At 63.2% G+C, this 20,326-nt stretch carries 18 protein-coding genes; 5 read left to right on the forward strand and 13 right to left on the reverse strand.

Annotated features, from left to right (window positions below):
- Window positions 1–367 precede the first annotated feature (367 nt).
- The gene (locus tag SCA01S_RS15125; RefSeq protein ID WP_062787033.1) at window positions 368–1,465 is read left to right on the forward strand and encodes a glycosyltransferase family 4 protein; all 1,098 of its coding nucleotides are present in this window, start codon (window positions 368–370) and stop codon (window positions 1,463–1,465) included.
- A 24-nt stretch (window positions 1,466–1,489) separates the two neighbouring features.
- Here the strand turns inward: SCA01S_RS15125 and SCA01S_RS15130 are convergent, their stop codons facing one another.
- Both SCA01S_RS15130 and SCA01S_RS15135 read right to left on the reverse strand, forming a co-directional pair.
- Entirely contained in the window at window positions 1,490–2,560 is a 1,071-nt protein-coding gene (locus SCA01S_RS15130; RefSeq protein WP_084391035.1) for an acyltransferase family protein, read from the reverse strand.
- A 61-nt stretch (window positions 2,561–2,621) separates the two neighbouring features.
- Complete coding sequence (locus tag SCA01S_RS15135; protein WP_157089002.1) at window positions 2,622–3,965, reverse strand: hypothetical protein; 1,344 nt, start codon at window positions 3,963–3,965, stop codon at window positions 2,622–2,624.
- Window positions 3,966–4,216: 251 nt separating this feature from the next.
- Between SCA01S_RS15135 and SCA01S_RS15140 the strand changes: the two genes are divergently transcribed.
- Window positions 4,217–5,263 (forward strand): glycosyltransferase, encoded by a 1,047-nt coding sequence (locus SCA01S_RS15140; protein WP_062787042.1) that lies wholly within the window; start codon window positions 4,217–4,219, stop codon window positions 5,261–5,263.
- A gap of 132 nt (window positions 5,264–5,395) precedes the next feature.
- Here SCA01S_RS15140 and SCA01S_RS15145 read toward each other — a convergent pair whose 3' ends face one another.
- The 11 genes from SCA01S_RS15145 to SCA01S_RS15195 all read right to left on the reverse strand — a co-directional run bounded on the left by SCA01S_RS15145 (window position 5,396) and on the right by SCA01S_RS15195 (window position 17,789).
- Window positions 5,396–6,832: an oligosaccharide flippase family protein gene (locus SCA01S_RS15145; protein ID WP_084391037.1), complete on the reverse strand. Its 1,437-nt coding sequence runs from the start codon at window positions 6,830–6,832 to the stop codon at window positions 5,396–5,398.
- Window positions 6,833–7,014: 182 nt separating this feature from the next.
- Window positions 7,015–8,202: a hypothetical protein gene (locus SCA01S_RS15150; RefSeq protein ID WP_157089003.1), complete on the reverse strand. Its 1,188-nt coding sequence runs from the start codon at window positions 8,200–8,202 to the stop codon at window positions 7,015–7,017.
- A gap of 9 nt (window positions 8,203–8,211) precedes the next feature.
- Window positions 8,212–10,398, reverse strand: a complete 2,187-nt coding sequence (locus tag SCA01S_RS15155) for a GumC family protein (RefSeq protein ID WP_245652653.1) — start codon at window positions 10,396–10,398, stop codon at window positions 8,212–8,214.
- A gap of 52 nt (window positions 10,399–10,450) precedes the next feature.
- Entirely contained in the window at window positions 10,451–11,011 is a 561-nt protein-coding gene (locus SCA01S_RS15160; RefSeq protein ID WP_133726803.1) for a polysaccharide biosynthesis/export family protein, read from the reverse strand.
- 511 nt (window positions 11,012–11,522) lie between these two features.
- Window positions 11,523–12,551: an NAD-dependent epimerase gene (locus tag SCA01S_RS15165; RefSeq protein ID WP_062787051.1), complete on the reverse strand. Its 1,029-nt coding sequence runs from the start codon at window positions 12,549–12,551 to the stop codon at window positions 11,523–11,525.
- Window positions 12,552–12,651: 100 nt separating this feature from the next.
- Window positions 12,652–13,254 carry an LptA/OstA family protein gene (locus SCA01S_RS15170; protein WP_062787053.1) on the reverse strand — a complete coding sequence of 201 codons (603 nt, stop codon included), beginning with the start codon at window positions 13,252–13,254 and terminating at the stop codon, window positions 12,652–12,654.
- 46 nt (window positions 13,255–13,300) lie between these two features.
- Window positions 13,301–13,954, reverse strand: coding sequence for an LPS export ABC transporter periplasmic protein LptC (lptC, locus tag SCA01S_RS15175; RefSeq protein WP_062787055.1), 654 nt, complete (start codon window positions 13,952–13,954; stop codon window positions 13,301–13,303).
- A gap of 27 nt (window positions 13,955–13,981) precedes the next feature.
- Window positions 13,982–14,602, reverse strand: a complete 621-nt coding sequence (locus tag SCA01S_RS15180) for a ribonuclease D (RefSeq protein ID WP_062787057.1) — start codon at window positions 14,600–14,602, stop codon at window positions 13,982–13,984.
- Window positions 14,603–14,697: 95 nt separating this feature from the next.
- Window positions 14,698–15,588, reverse strand: coding sequence for a glycosyltransferase family 2 protein (locus SCA01S_RS15185; protein ID WP_062787059.1), 891 nt, complete (start codon window positions 15,586–15,588; stop codon window positions 14,698–14,700).
- A gap of 160 nt (window positions 15,589–15,748) precedes the next feature.
- Window positions 15,749–16,609: a glycosyltransferase family A protein gene (locus SCA01S_RS15190; RefSeq protein ID WP_062787062.1), complete on the reverse strand. Its 861-nt coding sequence runs from the start codon at window positions 16,607–16,609 to the stop codon at window positions 15,749–15,751.
- Between the two features lie 151 nt (window positions 16,610–16,760).
- A complete protein-coding gene (locus SCA01S_RS15195) occupies window positions 16,761–17,789 on the reverse strand; it encodes a glycoside hydrolase family 5 protein (RefSeq protein WP_167542913.1) in 1,029 nt (342 codons plus the stop codon).
- Between the two features lie 11 nt (window positions 17,790–17,800).
- On the opposite strand from SCA01S_RS15195, the gene SCA01S_RS22605 reads away from it, so the two are divergent.
- The 3 genes from SCA01S_RS22605 (at window position 17,801) to SCA01S_RS15205 (ending at window position 20,284) form a co-directional block, all read left to right on the forward strand.
- Window positions 17,801–18,004, forward strand: a complete 204-nt coding sequence (locus tag SCA01S_RS22605) for a hypothetical protein (protein ID WP_158272932.1) — start codon at window positions 17,801–17,803, stop codon at window positions 18,002–18,004.
- 442 nt (window positions 18,005–18,446) lie between these two features.
- A complete protein-coding gene (locus tag SCA01S_RS15200; protein WP_062787068.1) occupies window positions 18,447–19,481 on the forward strand; it encodes a mannose-1-phosphate guanylyltransferase in 1,035 nt (344 codons plus the stop codon).
- Entirely contained in the window at window positions 19,478–20,284 is an 807-nt protein-coding gene (locus SCA01S_RS15205) for a class I mannose-6-phosphate isomerase (protein WP_062787071.1), read from the forward strand. Before SCA01S_RS15200 ends, SCA01S_RS15205 begins: the two co-directional genes overlap by 4 nt.
- Window positions 20,285–20,326 lie beyond the last annotated feature (42 nt).

Consider the following 20,326-nt stretch of genomic DNA (forward strand, 5'->3'; position numbering starts at 1 on the left):
TGGCAAGCGGCCTGTGCAGTCCAGCAGATCACGCCCAGCGGCTTTGCTCCGGGCGCGCTAATCGACGCGATATCGCCGTGCAAAGTTGTAAAAAGCCGGGGGAGCCAGATGCTGCATCCCTGTTTTGCTGCCGATTCGGAACAGGCCTGGAGCCCCACTCAATTTTGCGTTGCAGCATAGCCTGCTCGTTGTTGCAGGCAAAAAAGCAAACCGCATCCAGCCGGATACGTTGCAACGCAGCAAAATTCAGGGCAATGAACGCGCAAGGGATGGTGACGGCCCGCCGGGAAAACCGCGCGAAAGGCTCGTGGCATCCGCCGGCTGGGACGCTGGGGCTGGAAAGGTGGGATCGACCGTGAAACCAAGCATGATTCTCGTTTGGCATGAAGCCGGCAACAAGCTGTATCACGACCGCTTTCGCGAACTGGGCAAGCTGTTCGATCTGACCGTGCTCGGTCCCGAGATTTTTGCGGGCAAGACCTATGCCCCGGTCACCGAAGAGAATTTCAAGCTGCTGCTGTTCCCCAGCCTGGCCCATGGCCATTGGCTGACCTATGTCAGCGCAGGGATGCTGTCTTACATCCGCGCGCATCCGCCGCAGGTGCTCTATATTCACGAAGAGCCGCATTCGCTGACCGCATTCCTGGCAGCCTGCCTCAAGCGGCAAAGCACGTTCGTGCTGGAAAGCAGCGCGATCAACATGAAGGGCAATTTCAGCGGGGCCAACCTGATGGAACGCGTGGTCTACGCGCGGGCTGACATTATATTTCCCAAGAATACCGAAGTCGCCGGCGTGCTGCGTGCGCGCGGCGCGCGGCCAGAACGGATCGTGGCGCCGCTCGGCAATGGCGTGTCGCTGCAATCGTTCAGCCCCACGCCCAAGGAAGAGGCACGCGCGCGCCTAGCCGCGCTGTTTCCCGATGCGGCGCAGGCTTTTACCGGCAAGCTGCTGGCTGGCTATGCCGGGCGGATCTGGCGGCCCAAAGGGCTGGAATACTTTGCCCGGGCGGCCGCCAGTGCCGATGCCAGCCTTCTGCTGTGCGGGCCGGTAAGCGATCCTGACGTGGCCGACGCCGTGCGCGCCAGTGGCGGCGTGCTGCTGCCGGCACTCAACAAGGAACAGTTGCCAATCTTCTATTCGGCACTGGACCTGTTCGTGCTGCCCAGCGTGCCCACCCCCAACTGGCGCGAACAGTTCGGCCGTGTCTGCGCCGAAGCCGTGTTCTGTGGCACTCCGGCGCTCGGCTCCAATGTCGGCGGCATTCCCGGCGTGGTGGGCGCCGAGGCGATCTTCGAACCTGGCGACGAGGCGGGCCTTGCCGCGCGGATTGCCACCCTCAAGGACGCCAGCACCCGCCAGGCCCTGCTCGACGCACAGTTGCGGCATATCGAGGACAATTTCTCGTGGACCTCGATCGCGCGGCGCATCGCAACGGAAACACAGCGCGTGGCCAACGGCGGATAAGACCGCCCGCCGGCGGTCAGCGCCTCAGGCGCTGATCGCGGCGGCCTTACCTCTATTCTCCAGCCGCTTGCCCAAGGCGCGGGCGAGATGGTGCGATGGTGCCTCCACCGCCTTGTAGAAGGCCCAGCCCACCACAAGAATGCCAAGGTTCACCAAGACCCAGAAGGCGATCGGGTTGGTGGCCAGCAGCGGCGCCACCAGCGCCACGACAAACTTGTGCGTGAGGTACAGCGAGTAACCTGCCAGGCCGAAGCGCTCCAGCCAGGCGACCGGGCGCGCGCCAGTGCCACGCGCCATTTCCGCCGCCAGCCAGAACATGCAGAACACGCCGAACACCCAGATCGTCCAGGTGTAGCCGATCGAGATACGACCGGCGTGGGCCGACAAAACCGTCGTCAGATAGCAGAACGCCACGGCGCCGACGCGATAGGCCCAGACCGGAACGGCGGCCGATGCCTTGGTAATGCCGTCGATATGCTCAGCCAGATAGCACCCCATCAGCCACAGCGGCGCGCAGAACAGCCAGGTCAGCGGCCAACCGAACGACCAAAGGTAGATGTTGCCGGGATGCGTGGCGATCATGGCCAGCGAAATGACCTGCGACACGAGCAAGACCCGCCCGATGCCGAAGCGGATGATCAGCGGAAAGACCAGCGGATAGAGCGCGTAATAGATGATTTCGGCATAGACCGACCAGGTCACGTGCGAGAGCGATTCCTGATAGTCTGGCCCCAACAGCCACGCTGCCACCAGCACCACGACCAGCGGCAGGCAGATCCGTACGCCGCGCCGGGTGAGGAACGGCAGCGGATCGATCTGCTGGCGCCGCAGGCTGGCGCCATGGATCAGGAAGCCGGAAATCAGAAAGAATACCGCCACCGCCGCCGTGCCGTTGAACGTCGTCTTGCACAGCATGTAGAGCAGCTTGTGAAACAGCGTATCGGGCTGGACGAGGCTATCGATCGGGAAGCGTGCCCCGTGCGAAAACGCCACCCACATGGCGGTCACGAACCGCAATGTATCCAAGCCAGAGAAAATCGCCTTCTTACGATTCACCTCGACAATTTCAGGTGGATTTTGAAAGCTATTCCCCATGGATATCAACACCACCCCGAAAATGTGAGTACGTTTCCGTGCGACGCAGATCGCGCCATCTTTACGTGTAAGCCCTTCTGGCTGAAGGATACTTTGGCGTTTTTCGCGTAATCATCGCGAGCGCATAGCGCGACACGTCTTCGGGCCAGCTAGCGATACCCACCAGAAAACCCAACAGGCTGGCCGTCTTGATCGAGAAAACCGCGCCGCCGAACAGCAACATGGCGGTGATGTAGAAACTCATGATGGCAGAGAGGGTGGCATTGCCGCCGGGGCGCCGGGTCCATACCCCCGAATAGTGAAATACTCCCACGAATATGCCCATGAACCCCATGGCCCGCATCATGTAAAGAATACCACTATCGCCAATCCGGTCGCTAACGACGTTACCAATCAACAAATTCCATACGGATGTTTGAGAGATAACATCGAACGTCAAGCCGATCCGGTACACAAACTCAGAGCTGTCGTTTCCGCGAGAGAACGCATAATACAGGCCAGCAACGGTAAGGACGATCACCGGTGCGACAAAGGCTGCAAGCGGGATCAAGCGGATGCGCAGCAGGAAAATAACCGCCGACAAGGCGATCAGCGCAGAGGCCGCGCGGGAGTCGGACATCAGCGCGAGCAGCAGGCAAACCGCAATGCAGCCCAGGCGCACGATCATGCGGCCGTTGTAAACGGCACCATAATAGGTCGCCATGATGAAACCGAAGTACCCAAGCGATAGCGGCTCTAGAAACGGACCGCCAACGCGGTGGCTGGATATCGCGAAGAACGAACCGCTGCTGCGATAGGCACCGGCGTAAAGGCCGTCCTGCATTTTCGCACTAAGGCCGGCATTGGCCACCCAGCTGCGCGTCGCGATGAGAAAGCGCGAGGGGTTGGCAAGGGTGGTGAAGGCAGTTGGCGCCACCGCCTCCAGAGCCACGACCAGGCAAACCGCGATCAGCAGGCAGTGCATCCACAAGGGCTTCACAAACCGGGCCGAGCGTCCCAACGCAATATAAAGCGGGATGAAAACGCAATCGTAGATAGCCTTGGCATCGAAGCCGTTGATCGCGGTTCCCATCAGCAAAAGCAGCAACAGCATCCCGAGCGAACATTGCTCCTGGATGGTGAGGCGAATGGGCCATAACAGGATCAATCCGCCCGAAATTGCGGTGACTGCAATCTGCGCTACCGTCACGGACGTGTTGTTCATGCCGATGCCGTGGGCATTGGCAATGGCCAGCACGAAATTCAGGAACATCGACCCGGCTACCGCGAGGAAGCACAGCCAGGCGTGGGTTTCGGCCTGGGCCATGGTCTTGAGGTCGGGAGCGGGGCCCCGGCGCGGGGCGATGGGCCGTGGCAGAGCGCTGGCAGCCGGCATCGCCGCAAGGGCTTGGGAGGAGTTTTTCATTGCAGGCCTGGCCTTTGCTCTCCGGCCGCGCCGGGGTCTTGCTGTTGTGCAGCATAGACGAGAGTAACGGCCCGGTGCAAGCGCGCCCACACCCCGCCCCGCCGCGCAACCAGCGCATCTTGCGGCAGCCTGTCAGCACGCTGGAAGCAGACCGGCAGGAAATGTTGCATTGCAGCGCAATAGGCTCCAATAGTTGCACGGAACGGGTCCACCTGCGCAAGGCGGGACCAGACATTGCGGGGAAACTGACGGTGGCGATTGCGGTTGATTTGGTTCTGGCCACGCGGCCCAATGCCTCCACCGGGATCGAGCGCTATGCCATCAACCTGTTCAAGGCGATGCGCGAGCACGCCCCGGACACCGTGGCCTTCGTCGATCGGCGCTCGACCGTGCTCGATGGCCCGAACGTTATTGCGGTCGATGGCGGCTTCCGCGGTTGGCTAGCCCTGCCCCGTTCACAAGCCTTTCGCGATGTAGACTGCGATGCGCTGGTTTGTCCGGCGTTCCCGTCCAGCCCGCTGGCCCTGCTCGGCAAGGCACCGGTATTCCGCATCATTCATGACGATTTTCCCTGGACGCGGGGCGAAGCGATGAACCTGCGCGGGCGCTTTCTGTTCAAACATTGCGAGGCCGCCATGGCGCGCCGCTATGGCGATGTCATGGCCCCCACCACATTGATGGCCGATAGCCTGAGCGCGATCCTGCACCGCCCCGTGGGCACGATCGGCAATGCTCCCGGCATCGATCTGTCCCTGGCCCCGGCGCCCGATCGCGGCCAGGCGCAGATCATTGCCGTGGGCACGATCGAGCCACGCAAGAACTATGACGCCGTGCTCGATCTGGCCGAAGCCCTGCCGGCGCCGTGGCGCGTGCAGATCGTCGGCCGACGCGGCTGGGGCCCGATCGCGGAAACCTGGGACAGCCGTCTGGCGCGCCACGAGGCCCGCGTGGAATGGCACGGGCATGCGTCGGACGCTGCCCTTCTGGGCCTATACCAATCGGCTGACTGCTTCGTGAGCATGTCGCTGGCCGAAGGGTTCAACATGCCACTGGTCGAGGCGGCGAGCCTGGGCTTGCCAGTGGTGTGCAGCGACATCGAGATCCACCGCCGCGTGGCGCCGCCGTGGGCGCGCTTTGCCCCGCTGTCGATCAGTGCCGCTGACCTCGCCGCGATCGTGCGCGAAGCGGCCGCAACGCCGCCTTCGGCACAGGATGTCGCGCACTATGCCCATGCTTTCAGCTGGGGCGGCATTGCCCAGGCGCTGATTGGCCGCATCAAGGCTGCGCGGGCGAAATAAGGCGGGCGCGCCAAGCCCGCCCGCCGTGCCTTAGAGCCTGATGACGTTTCGTTGAAACGCCATCAGGCTCTAAACTTTTGTGGTCGTGCGATTTTTGCCAAAAAACCGGTTCCCACTTTTTGTCATCGCACTCTAGCGCTTGCGGATGGCGCGGATCACGAAATCGATCCAGGCCCGGAACATCACCAGCGACACCCCGGCATAGATCAGCATGGCCACGGTGGTCATGATCAGCGCCGGCACCAGCTTGGCCAGGTCAAGATGCAGCATCCACACCACGCCATGCAGCGCCACGGCAATGCCCACGGCCACCAGCAGCGGCACGGTCGTCGCCGCAGCCTGGTTGGTCATCCGGATATCGGGCGACACGCGCTTGAGCACGACCAGCAGTGCCGCTGCGCCGAGCAGGCAGCGCAGGCTGAACATTCCGGCCGCCCAGATGATGCCGAACCACGCGCCCAAGGCCACCATGATGACGTTGGCAACGGTCTGGTAGAGGTTGTTGAAGAACGGCAGCTTGGGACGGCCGCTGGCGACCAGATAGGTCTGCACCGGCACCATCACGGCAACCGAGGGCAGCGACAGCAGGAACAAGGTCACCGTTTCGGAAAGATGCGGCCACTTGTTGGAGAAGATCACCGCGCTGACGAACGGGCTGGCAAATGCGGAACCGAGGAACGAGACCGGGGCAATCACGCTGGCCACGCCGCAGGCCTGCCACATCGCCTCCAGCGTGCGTTCCCGGTCACCCACCATGCGCGAGAAGATCGGCAGCAGGATGCCGTTGATCGGGTTCATGAACAGGCTGGTGGCCAGATCGAGCACGGTGCGGGCCAGGCGGAAAACCCCCGTTGCCGTTGGCCCGGCGATCAGGCCCACGACGAGATCGACCGAACGCACGTTGACCTGGTTGAGCATCGACCAGCCGAGCAGCGCACCGGAGAACCGCGTGAGCGAGCCCATTTCGCGGAACGTGGCGACGCCGCGCGGGCGCCATTTCGCCGCGATCAGGCTGATCGCGGTGGAAATGATCGGCGCCACGGTGACCTGCACCACGATGCTCCACGCGCCAAAGCCGTACACCGCCAACCCACAGCATGCGACGCCGGCGATCGCCTGGCCCACGGTCTTGCGGATGGCCAGCACGCGATAGGCAAACGTGCGCATCAGCAGGCCTTCCGGCACCACGCCCACCGCCGCCAACAACGGCGCCAGCGCCGTGGGCAGAATCATAAGCCACACCGTCTCGTAGCCCGGCATGGCCCGGAACACCAATGCCAGCCCCACTACGAAGACCGCGCACGCCGCGCCCAGCAGCAGGAACAGCCAGAACGCAGTATCGAGAAAATGCTGCGTCGCTTCGTCGCGCTGGACGATCATCTGGTTGCCGGTTTGCAGGGTCGATGCGGCGATCAGCGCCGGCGCCGTCGCCATCGCGGCAACGCCGAAATCATGCGGGCCGAGAAACAGCGCTGCGGTGAGCATGACCACGGTTTGGGTCAAACGCTCTGCCAGCACCTGCAGCAAGGACCAGAGTGCGCCTCTGACAGCGAGTTTTGAATAGCTCATCGTGTTCGAAACCGCTCCAGCGCTTGTCGGGGCTGCAGCACAAGATGCTGGCCGGGCCCCGCAACGTCCCCGGTTCTCCTACCTTGCGTTTTGCAGTGCAGCAAGAGCCGCTGCGCAGCAGATGAGATCATTGCCTCGCGTATTGCTGCGTTCTGCCGTTGCGCCTGTAGCAACGAAGGCTATCAGGCGCCGACACGCTCCAGCCGCACGTCGGAAATATGAACGCGCGTACCAGGCGCCAGCCAGAACGAGATCAGCCGCGCCCGGCAGGTATCGTCGATCGCGGTTTCGATCATGGCCCGTCCCGGTGCCGCGGGATCGGCCTGGGCCGCAACCGCCTCGCCGCGATCGGCGGTGCAGCCGATGCCCACGCGCAAGGCGGCGAGCGCAGCCGGGCCTTGCTCAGGCATGGCCCACGACAGCTTGTAGCGGCCAGGCGAAAGAATCGTCAGCTGTCGCAGCACCGAACGCGAAATGCCACCGTTGACGCGCATGTCGAGCGTCCGCGATCCATTGGCCGCTTCGTCAAACAGCAGTTCCACCGTGCCACTGGCGGGCAACTGCCAGTTGAAAAAGGTCACATTCCCCTTACCGTCGAGATCGAGCCCACGGAAATGCCCGTCGTGAACGAGGCCCGGTTCTGGATCGCAGGCGCGCGACCACAGATCTTGCCCTTCGTCGAGCAGATTGGCCTGGAGCATGCGGTTGACCAGCGGCGCGACGTCGGCGCATTGCAGCGCCGCCTTGGGCATGCGCCGCACCACGTCGGCGCGATCGGTCAGCAATTCAGGCGTAAGGGCATCGCGCGGCGCATAGAACTTGACTGTCCAGGCTGGATGCTCGGCCAGGCGCGCCGCCAAGGCCCCACGCCCTTCGGGACTGGCGGTCAGATCGGCAAAAGAGGAATCACGCGCAAGGAAATCAGGATCCTGGCGCAGCACGGCGTCGAGCCGCTGTGCCGCCATTTCAGCGTCGCCGAGGTCGAACGCCCGCGAATACCAGTAGAGCTGGGTGGCCGTATCCCGCCAGCCCAACCCGGCCGAGACGCGGAAGGCGGCATCGGCCTTGTCGCCATGGCCCAGCAGGATTTCGGAGCGGCCGATCAGCCCCACGACCTGGGCATCGACAGGGTCACCGAGCAATGCCATGCGCGCGAAAGGCAATGCCTGCGCCGGAGCATTGTTGACCAGGGACCGCGTCGCCAGCGCACGCGCGGCCATGGTGTCATAAGGGAAAACGGGCGGGGCGTGCGGATCTCCCTCATCAGAGATCCAGCGCCCCAACCCGTTGATCGCGGCAACCGTGGCATAGCCGAGCAGGAGCACGGCAAGGCAGATACTGGCCCAGCGCTGCCCAGACATCTTTGCCACGGTTTGCACTCAGTTCGCGTTTTCTGACGTGTAGCGGTAGTAGTTGTAGCCGTAGTATTCCGAGTAGCGGTTGCCGACGCGCGAGGCATCGAACATCGTAAGCACTGCGCCCAGAACGTTGGGCTGCATGCCGCGCAGGCGACGCAGCGAGGCCCGCAGCGAGCCACGCCGGCTACGATCGGACTGCACCACCATGACCACGCCTTCGACGATCGCCGCCATCAGCGGAGCATCGGCCAGGCCCAGCACCGGCGGGCTGTCGAGGATGACCACGTCAAACCGTTCGCTCAGCTCATTGAGCACGCCGGCCAGGCGGCCCGAGCTGATCAATTCGGTCGGGCTCGGCGGCAGCGGACCCGAGGTGATCACCGTGAAGTTTTCCTCGTCGGTCGCGTGCAGCACGTCGTCGATGGTGTGCTGGCCGGTCAGCAGGCTCGACATGCCCTTGTCGTTGGCAACGCCGATAACCGCATGCAGCGCGGGGCGCCGCATGTCGACGTCGAGCAGCAGCACCTTGCGGCCCAGGCGGGCAAGGCCGCGGCTGACGGCGACGCTGGTGGTCGACTTGCCTTCAGACGGCTGCGAGCTGGTGATGAGGATGGTCTTGGGCAGACCATTCGCCGTCGAGTAGAGCAGCGAACCACGCAGCGAGTTGTAGCTTTCGCTGACCGCCGACTTCGGATCGGCCAGAGCTTCGCCCGGCGTCGTGTCCTGCGACTTGGGGATGACGCCAAGGAGCGGCATCGCCAGCTTTTCCTCGATGTCTTCGGGCACACGCACCGCATCGTCCAGCTGGAAGCGCACGAGCACCACCAAGCCGGAAATGACCAAGCCAGCCAGCAAGGCGATCAGCATGTTGTTGAGTAGCACGGGCGAGCTCGGCATGCTGGGCGGTTCGGCCGAATCGATGATCGCGATATTGCTGGCGCTGATGCCGGCGGCCGCGTTCAGTTCTTTGTAGCGCTGCAGCAGGCCGTCGTAGAGTGTGCGGTTGGTCGTCGCCTCGCGGGCGAGCAGGTTGTACTGCACCGAACGGTCCTGTTCGGCCAGGGTCGAACCCTTGAGTTCACTCAGCTGTGCGGTCAGCTTCTGCTCGGCGTTGAGGGCCGCATCATACTGCTCCTTGACCGAGGCGCGGATGCTTTGGGCGATGGCGTTGATCTGCTGGTTGATCGCAGCGATCTGCGCCTTGGCCGCCTGTACCGTGGGATACTCGTCGAGGTGGCGCGCACGCTCCCGTTCCAGATCAGCCTGGGCCGTAGCGCGGGCGGTGAGCAGCGTGGAGATCGACTGGTTGGTCAAGACTTCCGGCGCGCCCATCAGGTTGCCGCTGGAAAGCGCACGCCAACGCTGTTCTGCCGCCACGCGGGTAACCTGCGCATTGCTCAGTGCCGTATTGATCTGCAGCAGCGTCGACATCGTCACCGATCCGCCGCTATCGCCGCCCCCGCCGCCCGCCGCGTCAGATGCGCCGGCGTCGTGCAGACGGATCAGGCCCGCCTTGCGCGCGTATTCGTTCAGGTCACGCTCGGACTGTTCGAGCTTGGCCTTGGCTTCGGCCAGCTGCCCGGAGATGAAGTCCCGCGCATAGGCAGAGCTGTCATAGCGGCGCTGCAGGTTGGCCTGGATGAATTCCTCGGCCCAGGCATTGGCGATATTGGCCGAAAGCTTGGGATCGATGCTGGTAAAGCTGATCGTGGCAAGGCGCGATGCCGGCGTGATGTCAGCCAGCTCTGCCTTGTTGAGCAGCGACAGCGTATAGGCGCGGCGCTGCGCCGCCGTGGCGGTCGGCTTTGGTGCAGGCACGCCCATGCCGGCATAGAAGCTGGCGTTGTCGACCAGGCGCAGGCGCTGGGCCACGCGATCGGCGATCGCCCGGCTGTTGAGGATCGCGATCTGCGTCTTGAGGAAGCGATCGGTATCCCCCGCCGAGGCGGCTTCAGACTGCGAGGGGTCCTGATCATCAGCCAGAACCTGGGCAGACTGGTTGTTGATCTGCACCGTGGACGTCGCGGTGAAGTGTGGCGTCATCAGCATCGTGATGACCAGCGCGAGAGCCAGCGCCGCCCCCACGATCAGGCAGATGATCCACAGGTTGGCGCGAACCACCATGAACAGCTTGCGCAGATCGATCGAGGAACCGGCTTCGCCGGCCCCGTTGGGTTCGTCCGCCTGGTCCATGAAGGCTCTGGGCACGAATTGATCGGCCGCAGCGTAGGAAAGATTTTTGTTCACACTACCGCCGATTTTAGAAGTTCCGAAGAACGTTGAGGAGCCCAGCCATGGAAATCAGGTCGCGATAGGCCGACTTGGTCTGCGAGAAGCCGACCACGACCACGTCGCCGCCAATGATCTGCGGGTCGGGGTCCAGCCCCTTGCGGATACGATCGATGTCAAAGCGTGCCGCCATGCGCTGGCCGTTGACCGTCCTGAACAGGATCGTCTCATCCAGCTTGGCGATGCGCGTGGGGCTCGACGCCATCGAGATTGCGCCCAGCAGCGTGGTGTTCGACTGCACCGGATAGGCGCCAGCGCGATTGACCTGGCCTTCGACCGAAACCAACTTCTGCGCCGGGGTTGCCACGTTGATGGCCACCTGCGGGTTGCGCAGGTATTTCTCGCCCAGCACCTTCTCGATCGCGCGAGACGCGTCAGCCGGAGAGAGCCCGGCCACCAGCACCGATCCTGCCAGCGGCAGTTGGATGCGGCCGGCTTCATCAACGATCAGGCGCGGCGCGCTCAGGTCGGGCTCACCCAGAACCGTGAGCGTCAATTCGTCGCCCACGCCGATCGCCACACTGGCTGGCATCTTGGTGTCTGCCTGGGGAGGCGCCACTTCGTAGGCCTCTTTGCCACGAACAGGCCTTGCATCGGCAACTGCCGCGCCAAAAGCGATGGAACAAACCAGCGCTGCGGCAGCGCCCAATACAAGCGCGATATTCGAGTTGGACCTCACGTTATTCCTTGCTCCTGCAGAAAGGGTAGCCTTTGGCCTGCACCGCCGGCTGCCACGCGGGACGCCCCATTTTCGATCTATCTGTTGCGGAATGCCAGCTTATGCTGCTTTGCACAATACCCCAATTGGCAGGCAAAATCCCTCGACTATGCCTTGCGGTATAGTTTGCCATCAGCGCATTGCACAGGCCAGCAGTCTTGTCGCGGGTTTGCTGTGGGCGAATCTCCGCTCGTCGCTTTTGCGCGTCGTTTCAGCGCGCAACACAATCCGTCAAGCCGCCGCTCACAGACGCCCACGTGCTGCGCACAAAATGCGACGAAGGCGTCCCGCGCTGCGCAGGACGCCTGTCAGCATTGGGCGAGGGTCAGCGTGATGGCGCCACGTAGGCGCGGAACCAATCAACGAACGCGCCTACACCGGCCTCAACACTCGTGGCCGGCTTGTAGCCCAGATCGCGTTCCAGATCCGTCACATCGGCATAGGTATCGGGCACGTCACCCGGCTGCAGCGGCAGCAGGTTGCGCTGCGCCTTGCGTCCCAGCGCGTTTTCCAGCGCCTCGATATAGGCGGTCAACTTCACCGGGGCGTTGTTGCCAATGTTATAGATGCGATAGGGCGCGTTGGACGTGGCCGGATCGGGCTTCATCGCGTCCCACGCCGGATCAGGCTGGGCCGGGCGATCGAGCGCGCGAATCACGCCAGCAACGATATCATCCACATAGGTGAAATCGCGCGTGTGGTTGCCGTGGTTGAACACGTTGATCGGCGTGCCATCGAGAATGGCCCGGGCAAACAGGAACAGCGCCATGTCCGGCCGGCCCCACGGGCCATAGACCGTGAAGAAGCGCAGGCCAGTCGTCGGCAGCCGATAGAGATGGCTGTAGCTGTGCGCCATCAGCTCGTTGGCCTTCTTGGTGGCCGCGTAGAACTGCAGGGGATGGTCGACGCCGACATGCTCGCTGAACGGCATCGCCTTGTTGGCGCCATAGACCGAACTGGTCGAGGCATAGACCAGATGCTCGATCCCACCATGGCGGCAGGCCTCGAGGATATTGGTAAAGCCCACGATGTTGCTTTCAACATAGGCGTGGGGATTTTCGATCGAATAGCGCACGCCCGCCTGTGCCGCGAGATTGACCACGCGGCGCACCCCGCCTTGGGTAAACGCTTCCTCTACCGCGGCGCGATCGGCCAGATTGGCGCGGAAGAAGCGATAGGGAGCTCCGGTGCGAGCGGCGGTTTCCGCAAGGATCTTGAGCCGCGCTTCCTTGATTGCGGGATCATAGTAATCGTTGACCACGTCTAGGCCGACCACGGCATCGCCGCGTTCGAGCAAGGTCTTGGCGGTGTGAAAGCCGATGAAGCCGGCATTGCCGGTAACCAGGGTAGCCAAGCCGCATCTCCATGTTCGGGCAACAACGCCGCGCGCTCGCTCCCGCCATAGCCGGCAGAAGCGAACAAAGTGTAACGCACGCCCGCGTCTGGGAAAGCGGTCAGCTGGCCTTCTTGGCCACGTTGAACGTGCCGGTCACGCGGCCGCTCGATGTCGTGGTGGTGCCGCCCGTGCCGCTCGGCGCGCCGCCGCTGCGCCCATCCACGCTCGATAGCCCGGTGTTGAGGTCGATCACCAGGCGGCCACCGTTGAGCGTATCCTTGCCCCGGCGCAGCGCGACATTACCCACCATGGTGATGATCTTGCGCGGAATATCATAGACGGCCGTGTTGCCGCTGGCACGCTGGTCGCCCCGCGTGACCACCACGCCGCCGGCTGCATCAATGCGCTGCACCTGTACCGTCTGCGCGTCGGTATAGGCGAGCGTGGTGCGCGCGGCCTGGAGCCGCAGGTCTTCCTGGGTGATATCGACGTTGCCGGTCAGCACCACGCGCTTCTGCTTGTCCTGCAACTCCATGCGGTCTGCCCCGAAATTCACGGGCGCATTGGAGTTGTGCTTGCCAAAGGTCTGCGCATCGAGATGCGAAGCCCCGGCCACCACCGCAGCCGACAGGGCAAAGCCGCAGGCCAGCGAACGCAGTGCCAGAACCCGCGTGGACACGCGGCCAGCGGTGCGCGGCGAGGAAGGAAGCGGGTCGATCATCTTCAGCGTTGTCCTCATCGAATCGCGCGGTACGGCGTGGCAGGCCTCAGGGTTTGGCCGGCAGCGGCAGCTTGCCCTGGTCCATCCGCATGTGGGCATGCCCTTCCAGCGTCACAACCCGATCGTCAAGATTGGCAACGATGCGGTCCGCTGAAAAAGTGCCGGTAGGCAGGCGGCCATCGACGTGGCCATCGCTGACCAGTTGCCGCTTGGTCAGGTCGATCGAGGCACCGTCGGTGATCATGCGATACCCATCGGAGCTTTCGAAATTGACCACGCCCGGCACGGTAATGAACTGCCGCCCGAAATCATAGGCGCCTTGCTGCGTCGTCAGGATCGCGGGGCCATTCTTGAGCATGACCCGGGCGGTCACGTCCTTGAGCTGGACCACATCCTGCGCGGCCGAATGCTGCACAGCGTTGCCGGCCGTTACCGAAAAGGTCCGCCCCTTGTTATCTGCCCCGCGATACATCGCACTGACGACCTTGAGGCGATCCTGCACGACGGCCACCTTGGTGCGATCGAGCAGAAAGCTGATCTCGCCGCGCGGGGCCAGCGGGCTCAACACCATCACCGCCAAGAGCGCACCGATCAAGCCAGGCAGCACCACGGCCAGCATGCGCACGGTGCGATCATGCCGCCCGCCCGGTGCCGCCTTGTGCCGACGGCGGCTGCGCATCTGTTCTGCCTGGATGGTCATGGCGTGAAGATCATGGCAGGTGCAGGCTTACTCGTGGCTGAAGATATCGCGGTCGGCCCAGCCGGCAATGTCGAGCAACGCGCGCGTTGGCAGGAAGTCGAAGCAGGCCTGGGCGATTTCCGAACGCTTTTCCCGCGCCAGACGTTCCACCAGGATGGCGTGGGCACCGTGGAGATAGCGCACATCGGACGCGGCGTATTCCAGCTGCGGATCGCTCAGCACGCTGCCGCCCCAGTCGCTCGATTGCTGCTGCTTGGAAATCTCCTTGCCCAGCAATTCGCGCACCAGGTCCTTGAGGCCGTGGCGATCGGTATAAGTACGCACCAGCTTGGAGGCGATCTTGGTGCAGAACACCGGCGTTGCCATCACGCCGAGGTAATGATGGATCGCCGCCAGGTCGAACCGGGCGAAATGGAACAGCTTGAGCCGGGCAGGATCAGCCAACACGGCGCGCAGGTTCGGCGCGGCATAGTCGCTACCCACCTTGAACCGCACGAGGTGTTCATCCCCCTGCCCGTCGGAAATCTGCACCACGCACAAGCGGTCGCGCGTGGTGATCAGTCCCATCGTTTCGGTATCGACGGCGATGATGCCCGGCGCCAGGAGATCGGCGGAAGGCAAGTCTTCTTCATGCAGGTAAACGGCCATGCCCGCGTGCTTAGGCCGGTTCGGCCGATGCGGCAACCCCAAGGCCTGCCGCCCGGAAATGCCGCGCCGGCCAAATGCCATCGTCGGGCAGCCGCTCAGGCTGCCACCGGGTGATACTCCTGCAGCAGCACCGGGCTATCAAGCAGTTGCGCCTCCATGTTGACCGGCAGTGCCGGCTGCAACAGCGGGCCGACGAGCAGGCCGCAGGTACGCACGAAATAGTCGGTCGCTTCGGAAAAGCGCAACTGCACCGCCAGCAGCACCATCTTGGCCGCAGCGCGGCCCGCGGTGCGGGCATACCCGGTCCAGCCGCGATGGCGGATCGAGACCGCACCATTGCCCAAGGCATAGGAGAACATCTTGTTGCGATGGTCTGCCGGCTTTTCGATCGCGGGATGATCGAGTTCCAGATCGCGCAGGCGCATGCCCCTGTGCCCCGAACGCAGCAGGCGCAGGCCAAGGTCTGCCCCTTCGCTCGCGCCGTGCAGGCACCCCACGCCCAGGTGGACGTCAAACTTGTTTGCCAGGAACACCGTGCGCCGCAGGATCAGGCCCGGTTCCCAGAAATTGCCGGAAATGGTCCGCTCATCGAACACGACATCGGCTTCGATGCGGCGCGAGACCTGGTTGGCACCTTCGCCGCAGACGTTGGAATTGACGAAATCGAGGTTGTTTTCCGTCAGCACCCGCTGGGCGCGAGCGAGATAATCGGGCGCGGCCGGCATCGTGTCGTCATCGAGGAACCAGATCCAGTCGCCCTTGGCCTGGCTTGCCCCCAGATTGCGTGCCAGCGACAGCGCACGCACCTTGCACAGGAAGATGCGAACCTTGGGATGAATGAACTCCGGCCCCGGCTCTTCGAAAGACTGCCACACCACGATCACTTCATCGAGCAGCTCGAACTCGCAGATCGCCTTGATGATTTCCAGCAGGCGCGCGCGCCGGCCACGGCTGGCGCTGGTGGGGATGACAGCTGAAAAAGACATTGGTCCGGTCCCTGACTATGCGCAGATCACGCAAGGCGGCATGAGAGTGGCCATGCCGCACGCGCGCACTGCGTGCGCAAAAGTGCCTAGCAAATCCGAAAACGCGAAACAATTGATCATTTCGCACTTGCAGCAATGGGTGCAACAGCGCTGCACCCACTCAATCGAGATCGACCATGCCAAAGCGCTCGATCATGCGCTGGATTTGCACGTCATTGCCCGATTGCGACACATTGGTGGACATCAGCGATTCTTCCTGCGTCCCGCGCCAGTTGGTCGACACGAACTTGCCCCCCACCTTGCGGTATCGCGTGCCGGCGCGGCGGGCCATCCAGTAGAGCCAGACGTCGTCGGCGTTGGGGCAGATCGCCTTGAACGTTGCGGCGTCCAGCACCTCGGGATCAAAGCAGCCGGGGAAATAGAGCACGCCGCCGTGGCCCGTGCCCAGCAGATCACCACGCGGCGCGGATGCGGGGGTGTTTTCATCGATGTTGCCCTGCCATTCCAGATAGGGCCGGATGGCGCCATCGGCCATCCGCGTGATCGCGTGCGCGCGGCGGCAGATGATCGCCGGTGCGTTCGGATCGAATTCCTCGGTCAGCACCTTGACCAGATCGCGGGGATAATAGCAGTCATCATCGACGGTGATGATGTAGTTTGATCCGTCCTGCGCGAGCGATGGAATGATCTTGTTGTAGGACTTGGCATTTTCACAGAAGTGAATGGTCAGGCCATGCGCTTCGAGCGCGCGGATGCGATCGGTGATGGCATCCTTGTCTTCCCACGAAATCCACAGTTGCACCTCGTCCGGGCGCACCTCTTGGTCCAGGATGCTGCGCAGCGTCAGCGGCAGCGTGCCAAAGCGCAGCGGATAGGACGTGAGCGACATGACCAGCTTCCCCGGCAGGCTGTGCCGGCGCGGATTCTTCACCGTCGGGAAATTCAGCACCTGCCAATAGGCCGCTGCCAGATTGCGGGCGACACGCCCCTTTGCCTTCAACTTTCCCAACAGATCTGCCATCTACCAGCCCCCTTTTTACGCCACCGCTGTACCACAGCATTGCATCAACGCATTTGCTGTCGCAGGCGATCGGGCAGGCCCAATACGCGCCCGCGCCCCGTCTCGCCGGCGAATGGCCAGCCCCTTCCGAGGCCGACGATTCGCCATTTCATCAAAGATAATGTTGCATCAAAATCACCTGCGGCTTTTCGACACCGTCTACCGGGTCTGCCGACGCCATGTTGCGTCCCCATGTCCCGCCACCGGCAAAATAGGTGGCACCGACAAAGACATCGGGGTTTGCCGTGATAAAGTTGAGCAGGTCGGTCAACTCCTTCATGAATTCCGGGGCGGGGCCGCAGCCGAATTCGCCCACGAACAGCTTCATGCCATTCTGCCTGGCCCAGTTGGTCACGCCGATCAGGCTTTGCGACCCCGATCCGGGCATCACCGGCCCCACCCCGCCGCCATAGCCACGGTTGAGATACTGGTGGATGTCGAAGCCGAAATTGCCAACCGGATCGTTGACCCCGAGCATGACCTGGGCATTGCCGCTCGACAGCCAGGAATGGCCACCGGTCCAGGCTATCCCGGAAAACAATACCTTCGATCGCGCGCCGGCACTGCGGATAGCGCTTACGGCGGCGTTCTGCATGTCCAGGTTGAGCTGCGGCGGCATATCGTGCGGCTCGTTCATCAGGCCGTACCATACCAGCGAATGCTGCCGATACCGCTCGCCCATCCGCCCCCAGAAATCAGCGAAGTCATCAATCGTCACGCCCGAACCGGGCGTGCCGATGATTGCCTTGTTGACATGGCCATAGTCGTGGGAGTCGAGGACGGCGACAGCGCCGGCCGCGTTGATCGCGGCGACCATCGCGTCAAGCCCGGTGAGGGCCGACTCCAGCAGCGGCCCGCCCGGTTCGGGCTGCAACCGCTGCCACAGGAACGGGATGCGGAAGATATTGAAGCCCTTTTGCAGGAAATAGTTCATGCTGGCAGCGCCAGGCCATTTCCAGCGTCCCCCGATCGCCTCGAACTCTGCGCCGGCAAGGTTGACGCCAATCCGGGGCCGGCCCCTGCGGGTTGCCGCCAGGGCACTGCCGCCTGGCGCCAACAGCGCGCCAGCACCAAGGCTGGCCAACGAATTGAGGATCACGCGCCGCGAGACACCGTCGTTAGCAGATGCAGTGTCGGACAAGGCCATTTTGGATGGCGCTGCTTTCCATGGGTTCATGGCTTGAAACTTTCGGACAATCGGAACAACAAACGATCAACCCCTGGCGATGGAATTATCGAGCCTGGGGCGACATCGTCGGTCAAGGCGTATCCAGGACCAAGAACCCGACCGTAACGCATCGACCAAACCCCTTGATGAACCGCGCCGGCATCAGGCGGCATGTGAACGAAGTTTAATGCAATAGAGCTATGTCGCGACGACGTTCCGCCAAAGCTGGCGCATGCTGCCAAGGCGCTGTTGCCATTGCCAACCCATAGCGTGCACCGGCATGGGGCACAACACGGCAAATGCTGCACCGCAAACACAGACAGCTCCTGCGTCGTTTGGCCATAACCGGAAAGGGCGCCAACAGGCCGCAAAATCAGCGGATAAACGCATTGTGACGGAACGATTTGTCACCCGGGCCGTTTGATAGCCTGCGGTTTGCTTATGCCGTGGTGCAGCGATTTGGCGGTTGCCGCCCGTTTGTCGGTGCATTAGGGATGAGGAACGGTGACCAGCGAACCCTTGCCAGACGCGATGCGCGCCGATCTGCGGCACCCGTCAACGCGCACGGCAAGATGCTGCCAACCAGCCATTTTGGCACGCGGCAACATGAAATCAGGAACGTCAAAGACCATGATCACCCCGGTTATCCTGTGCGGCGGCAGCGGCACTCGTCTGTGGCCGCGCTCGCGCAAGGCAAAGCCCAAGCCGTTCCTGCCGCTGGTCGGCGAAACCACTCTGTTTGAAGCTTCCGTGCTGCGCTGCAGCATTGATGCAGGTTTTGCGCCGCCAATCGTGGTTACCGGCGCGCAACATCTCGATCATGTGGTCGACCAGTTGCCCGATCCGGCTGCCAGCCAGATCATTGTCGAGCCCGAAGGCAAGAATACCGCCGCCGCCATCGCGCTGGCCGCGCTGCGTCTGCCGGCCGATGCGATCATGCTGGTCTGCCCCAGCGATCACCATATCGGCGATTGCGATGCCTTCCAGACTGCAGCCAAGGCTGCGGCGAAGCTGGCCGCCGATGACTGGCTGGTATCCTTTGGCATTGCCGCCACCTCACCGGAAACCGGCTTTGGCTATCTCAAGCAAGGCGATCCGATCGAAGGCACTGGCGGCCGCAAGGTGGAACGCTTTGTCGAAAAGCCCGATCTTGAACGCGCCCAAGCCTTCCTCGCGGACGGTGGCTATGCCTGGAACGGTGGCATCTTTGCGTTCCGCGCCGGCCATTTCCTCGACGAACTCGCCAAGCACCGCCCCGATATTGCAAGCGCTGTGCGCACAGCGGTGGACAAGGGCCATGCCGATGGCAACGCCTTCCATCCCGATCCCACCGAATTTGCCCGCATCCCCGGCGAATCGGTGGACTATGCCGTGATGGAAAAGACCGATCGCGCCGCCATGGTGCCGGCAACGATGGCCTGGTCCGATATCGGCAACTGGCAGGCACTGCACGAGGCGCTCGACAAGGATGACGTGGGCAATGCCACCAAGGGCCGCGTCGAACTGAAAAACTGCAGCAACGTGCTGGTCCATACCGATGGTCCGCGCGTGTCGGTGGTAGGCGCCAGCAATCTCATCGTGGTCGTCGATGGCGATGAAATCCTGGTGTGCACGCCCGAAGGGGCGCAGCTCGTCGGCAAGCTGCAAGGGGCCGCCAACCAATGAGCAAGCTGCCGATCCGCGAAGTTGAAAAGCCCTGGGGCACGGATGTTCTTCCCGCCCCGTTCTCCGCGCCCGAAGGCAAGCGCATCGGCGAGATCTGGTTCGAGCCGCCCGCCGATGTTCCGAGCCTCTTGGTGAAGTACATCTTCACCAGTGAGAAGCTTTCGGTCCAGGTTCACCCGAGCGATGCGCAGGCTGCCGCGGCCGGCGAAAAGGACCGGGGCAAGGAAGAATGCTGGCTGGTCATCGCTGCAGAGCCCGGTGCCACGCTGGGTGTGGGCTTCAAGGGCCATGTCGACCACGACACCATGCGTGCGGCAGCGCTCGATGGCAGCATCGAGGATATGCTGGTGTGGCATCCGGTCAAGCCGGGTGACTTTTTCTACATCCCGGCCAACACCGTGCACGCAATCGGCGCGGGTGTAAGCGTGATCGAGATCCAGCAGAACAGCGACATTACCTATCGCCTCTATGACTATGGCCGCCCGCGCGAATTGCATCTCGATGCCGGCATCGCTGTGTCGCGTGGCGAACCGCTCGATCCCGCGCTGCACCGGCACATTCCCGATACCGGCACGGTGGAACTGGCGAGCGGTGCCTATTTCACCGCGCACCGGCTCCAGGGCGTACCCGACGCAGCGCTGCGTGCCGAATATGCCGGCCCATTGCTGGTCATCCCGCGCAGCGGCAGCGTCACGCTGGGCGACGACGTGCTGAACCCAGGCGACTGCGCTTCGGCAGCAAGCATCGATGCACTGACGTTCGATCCCCAGGGCCAGGCCATCATCGTGCGTCCCGCCACCTGATTGAAGATAGCGCGCATCGCCTTGTCCGTGATAGGCCCGGGG

The sequence above is a fragment of the Novosphingobium capsulatum NBRC 12533 genome (assembly GCF_001598375.1).
In the GTDB taxonomy this organism is placed as follows: Bacteria; Pseudomonadota; Alphaproteobacteria; order Sphingomonadales; family Sphingomonadaceae; genus Novosphingobium; species Novosphingobium capsulatum.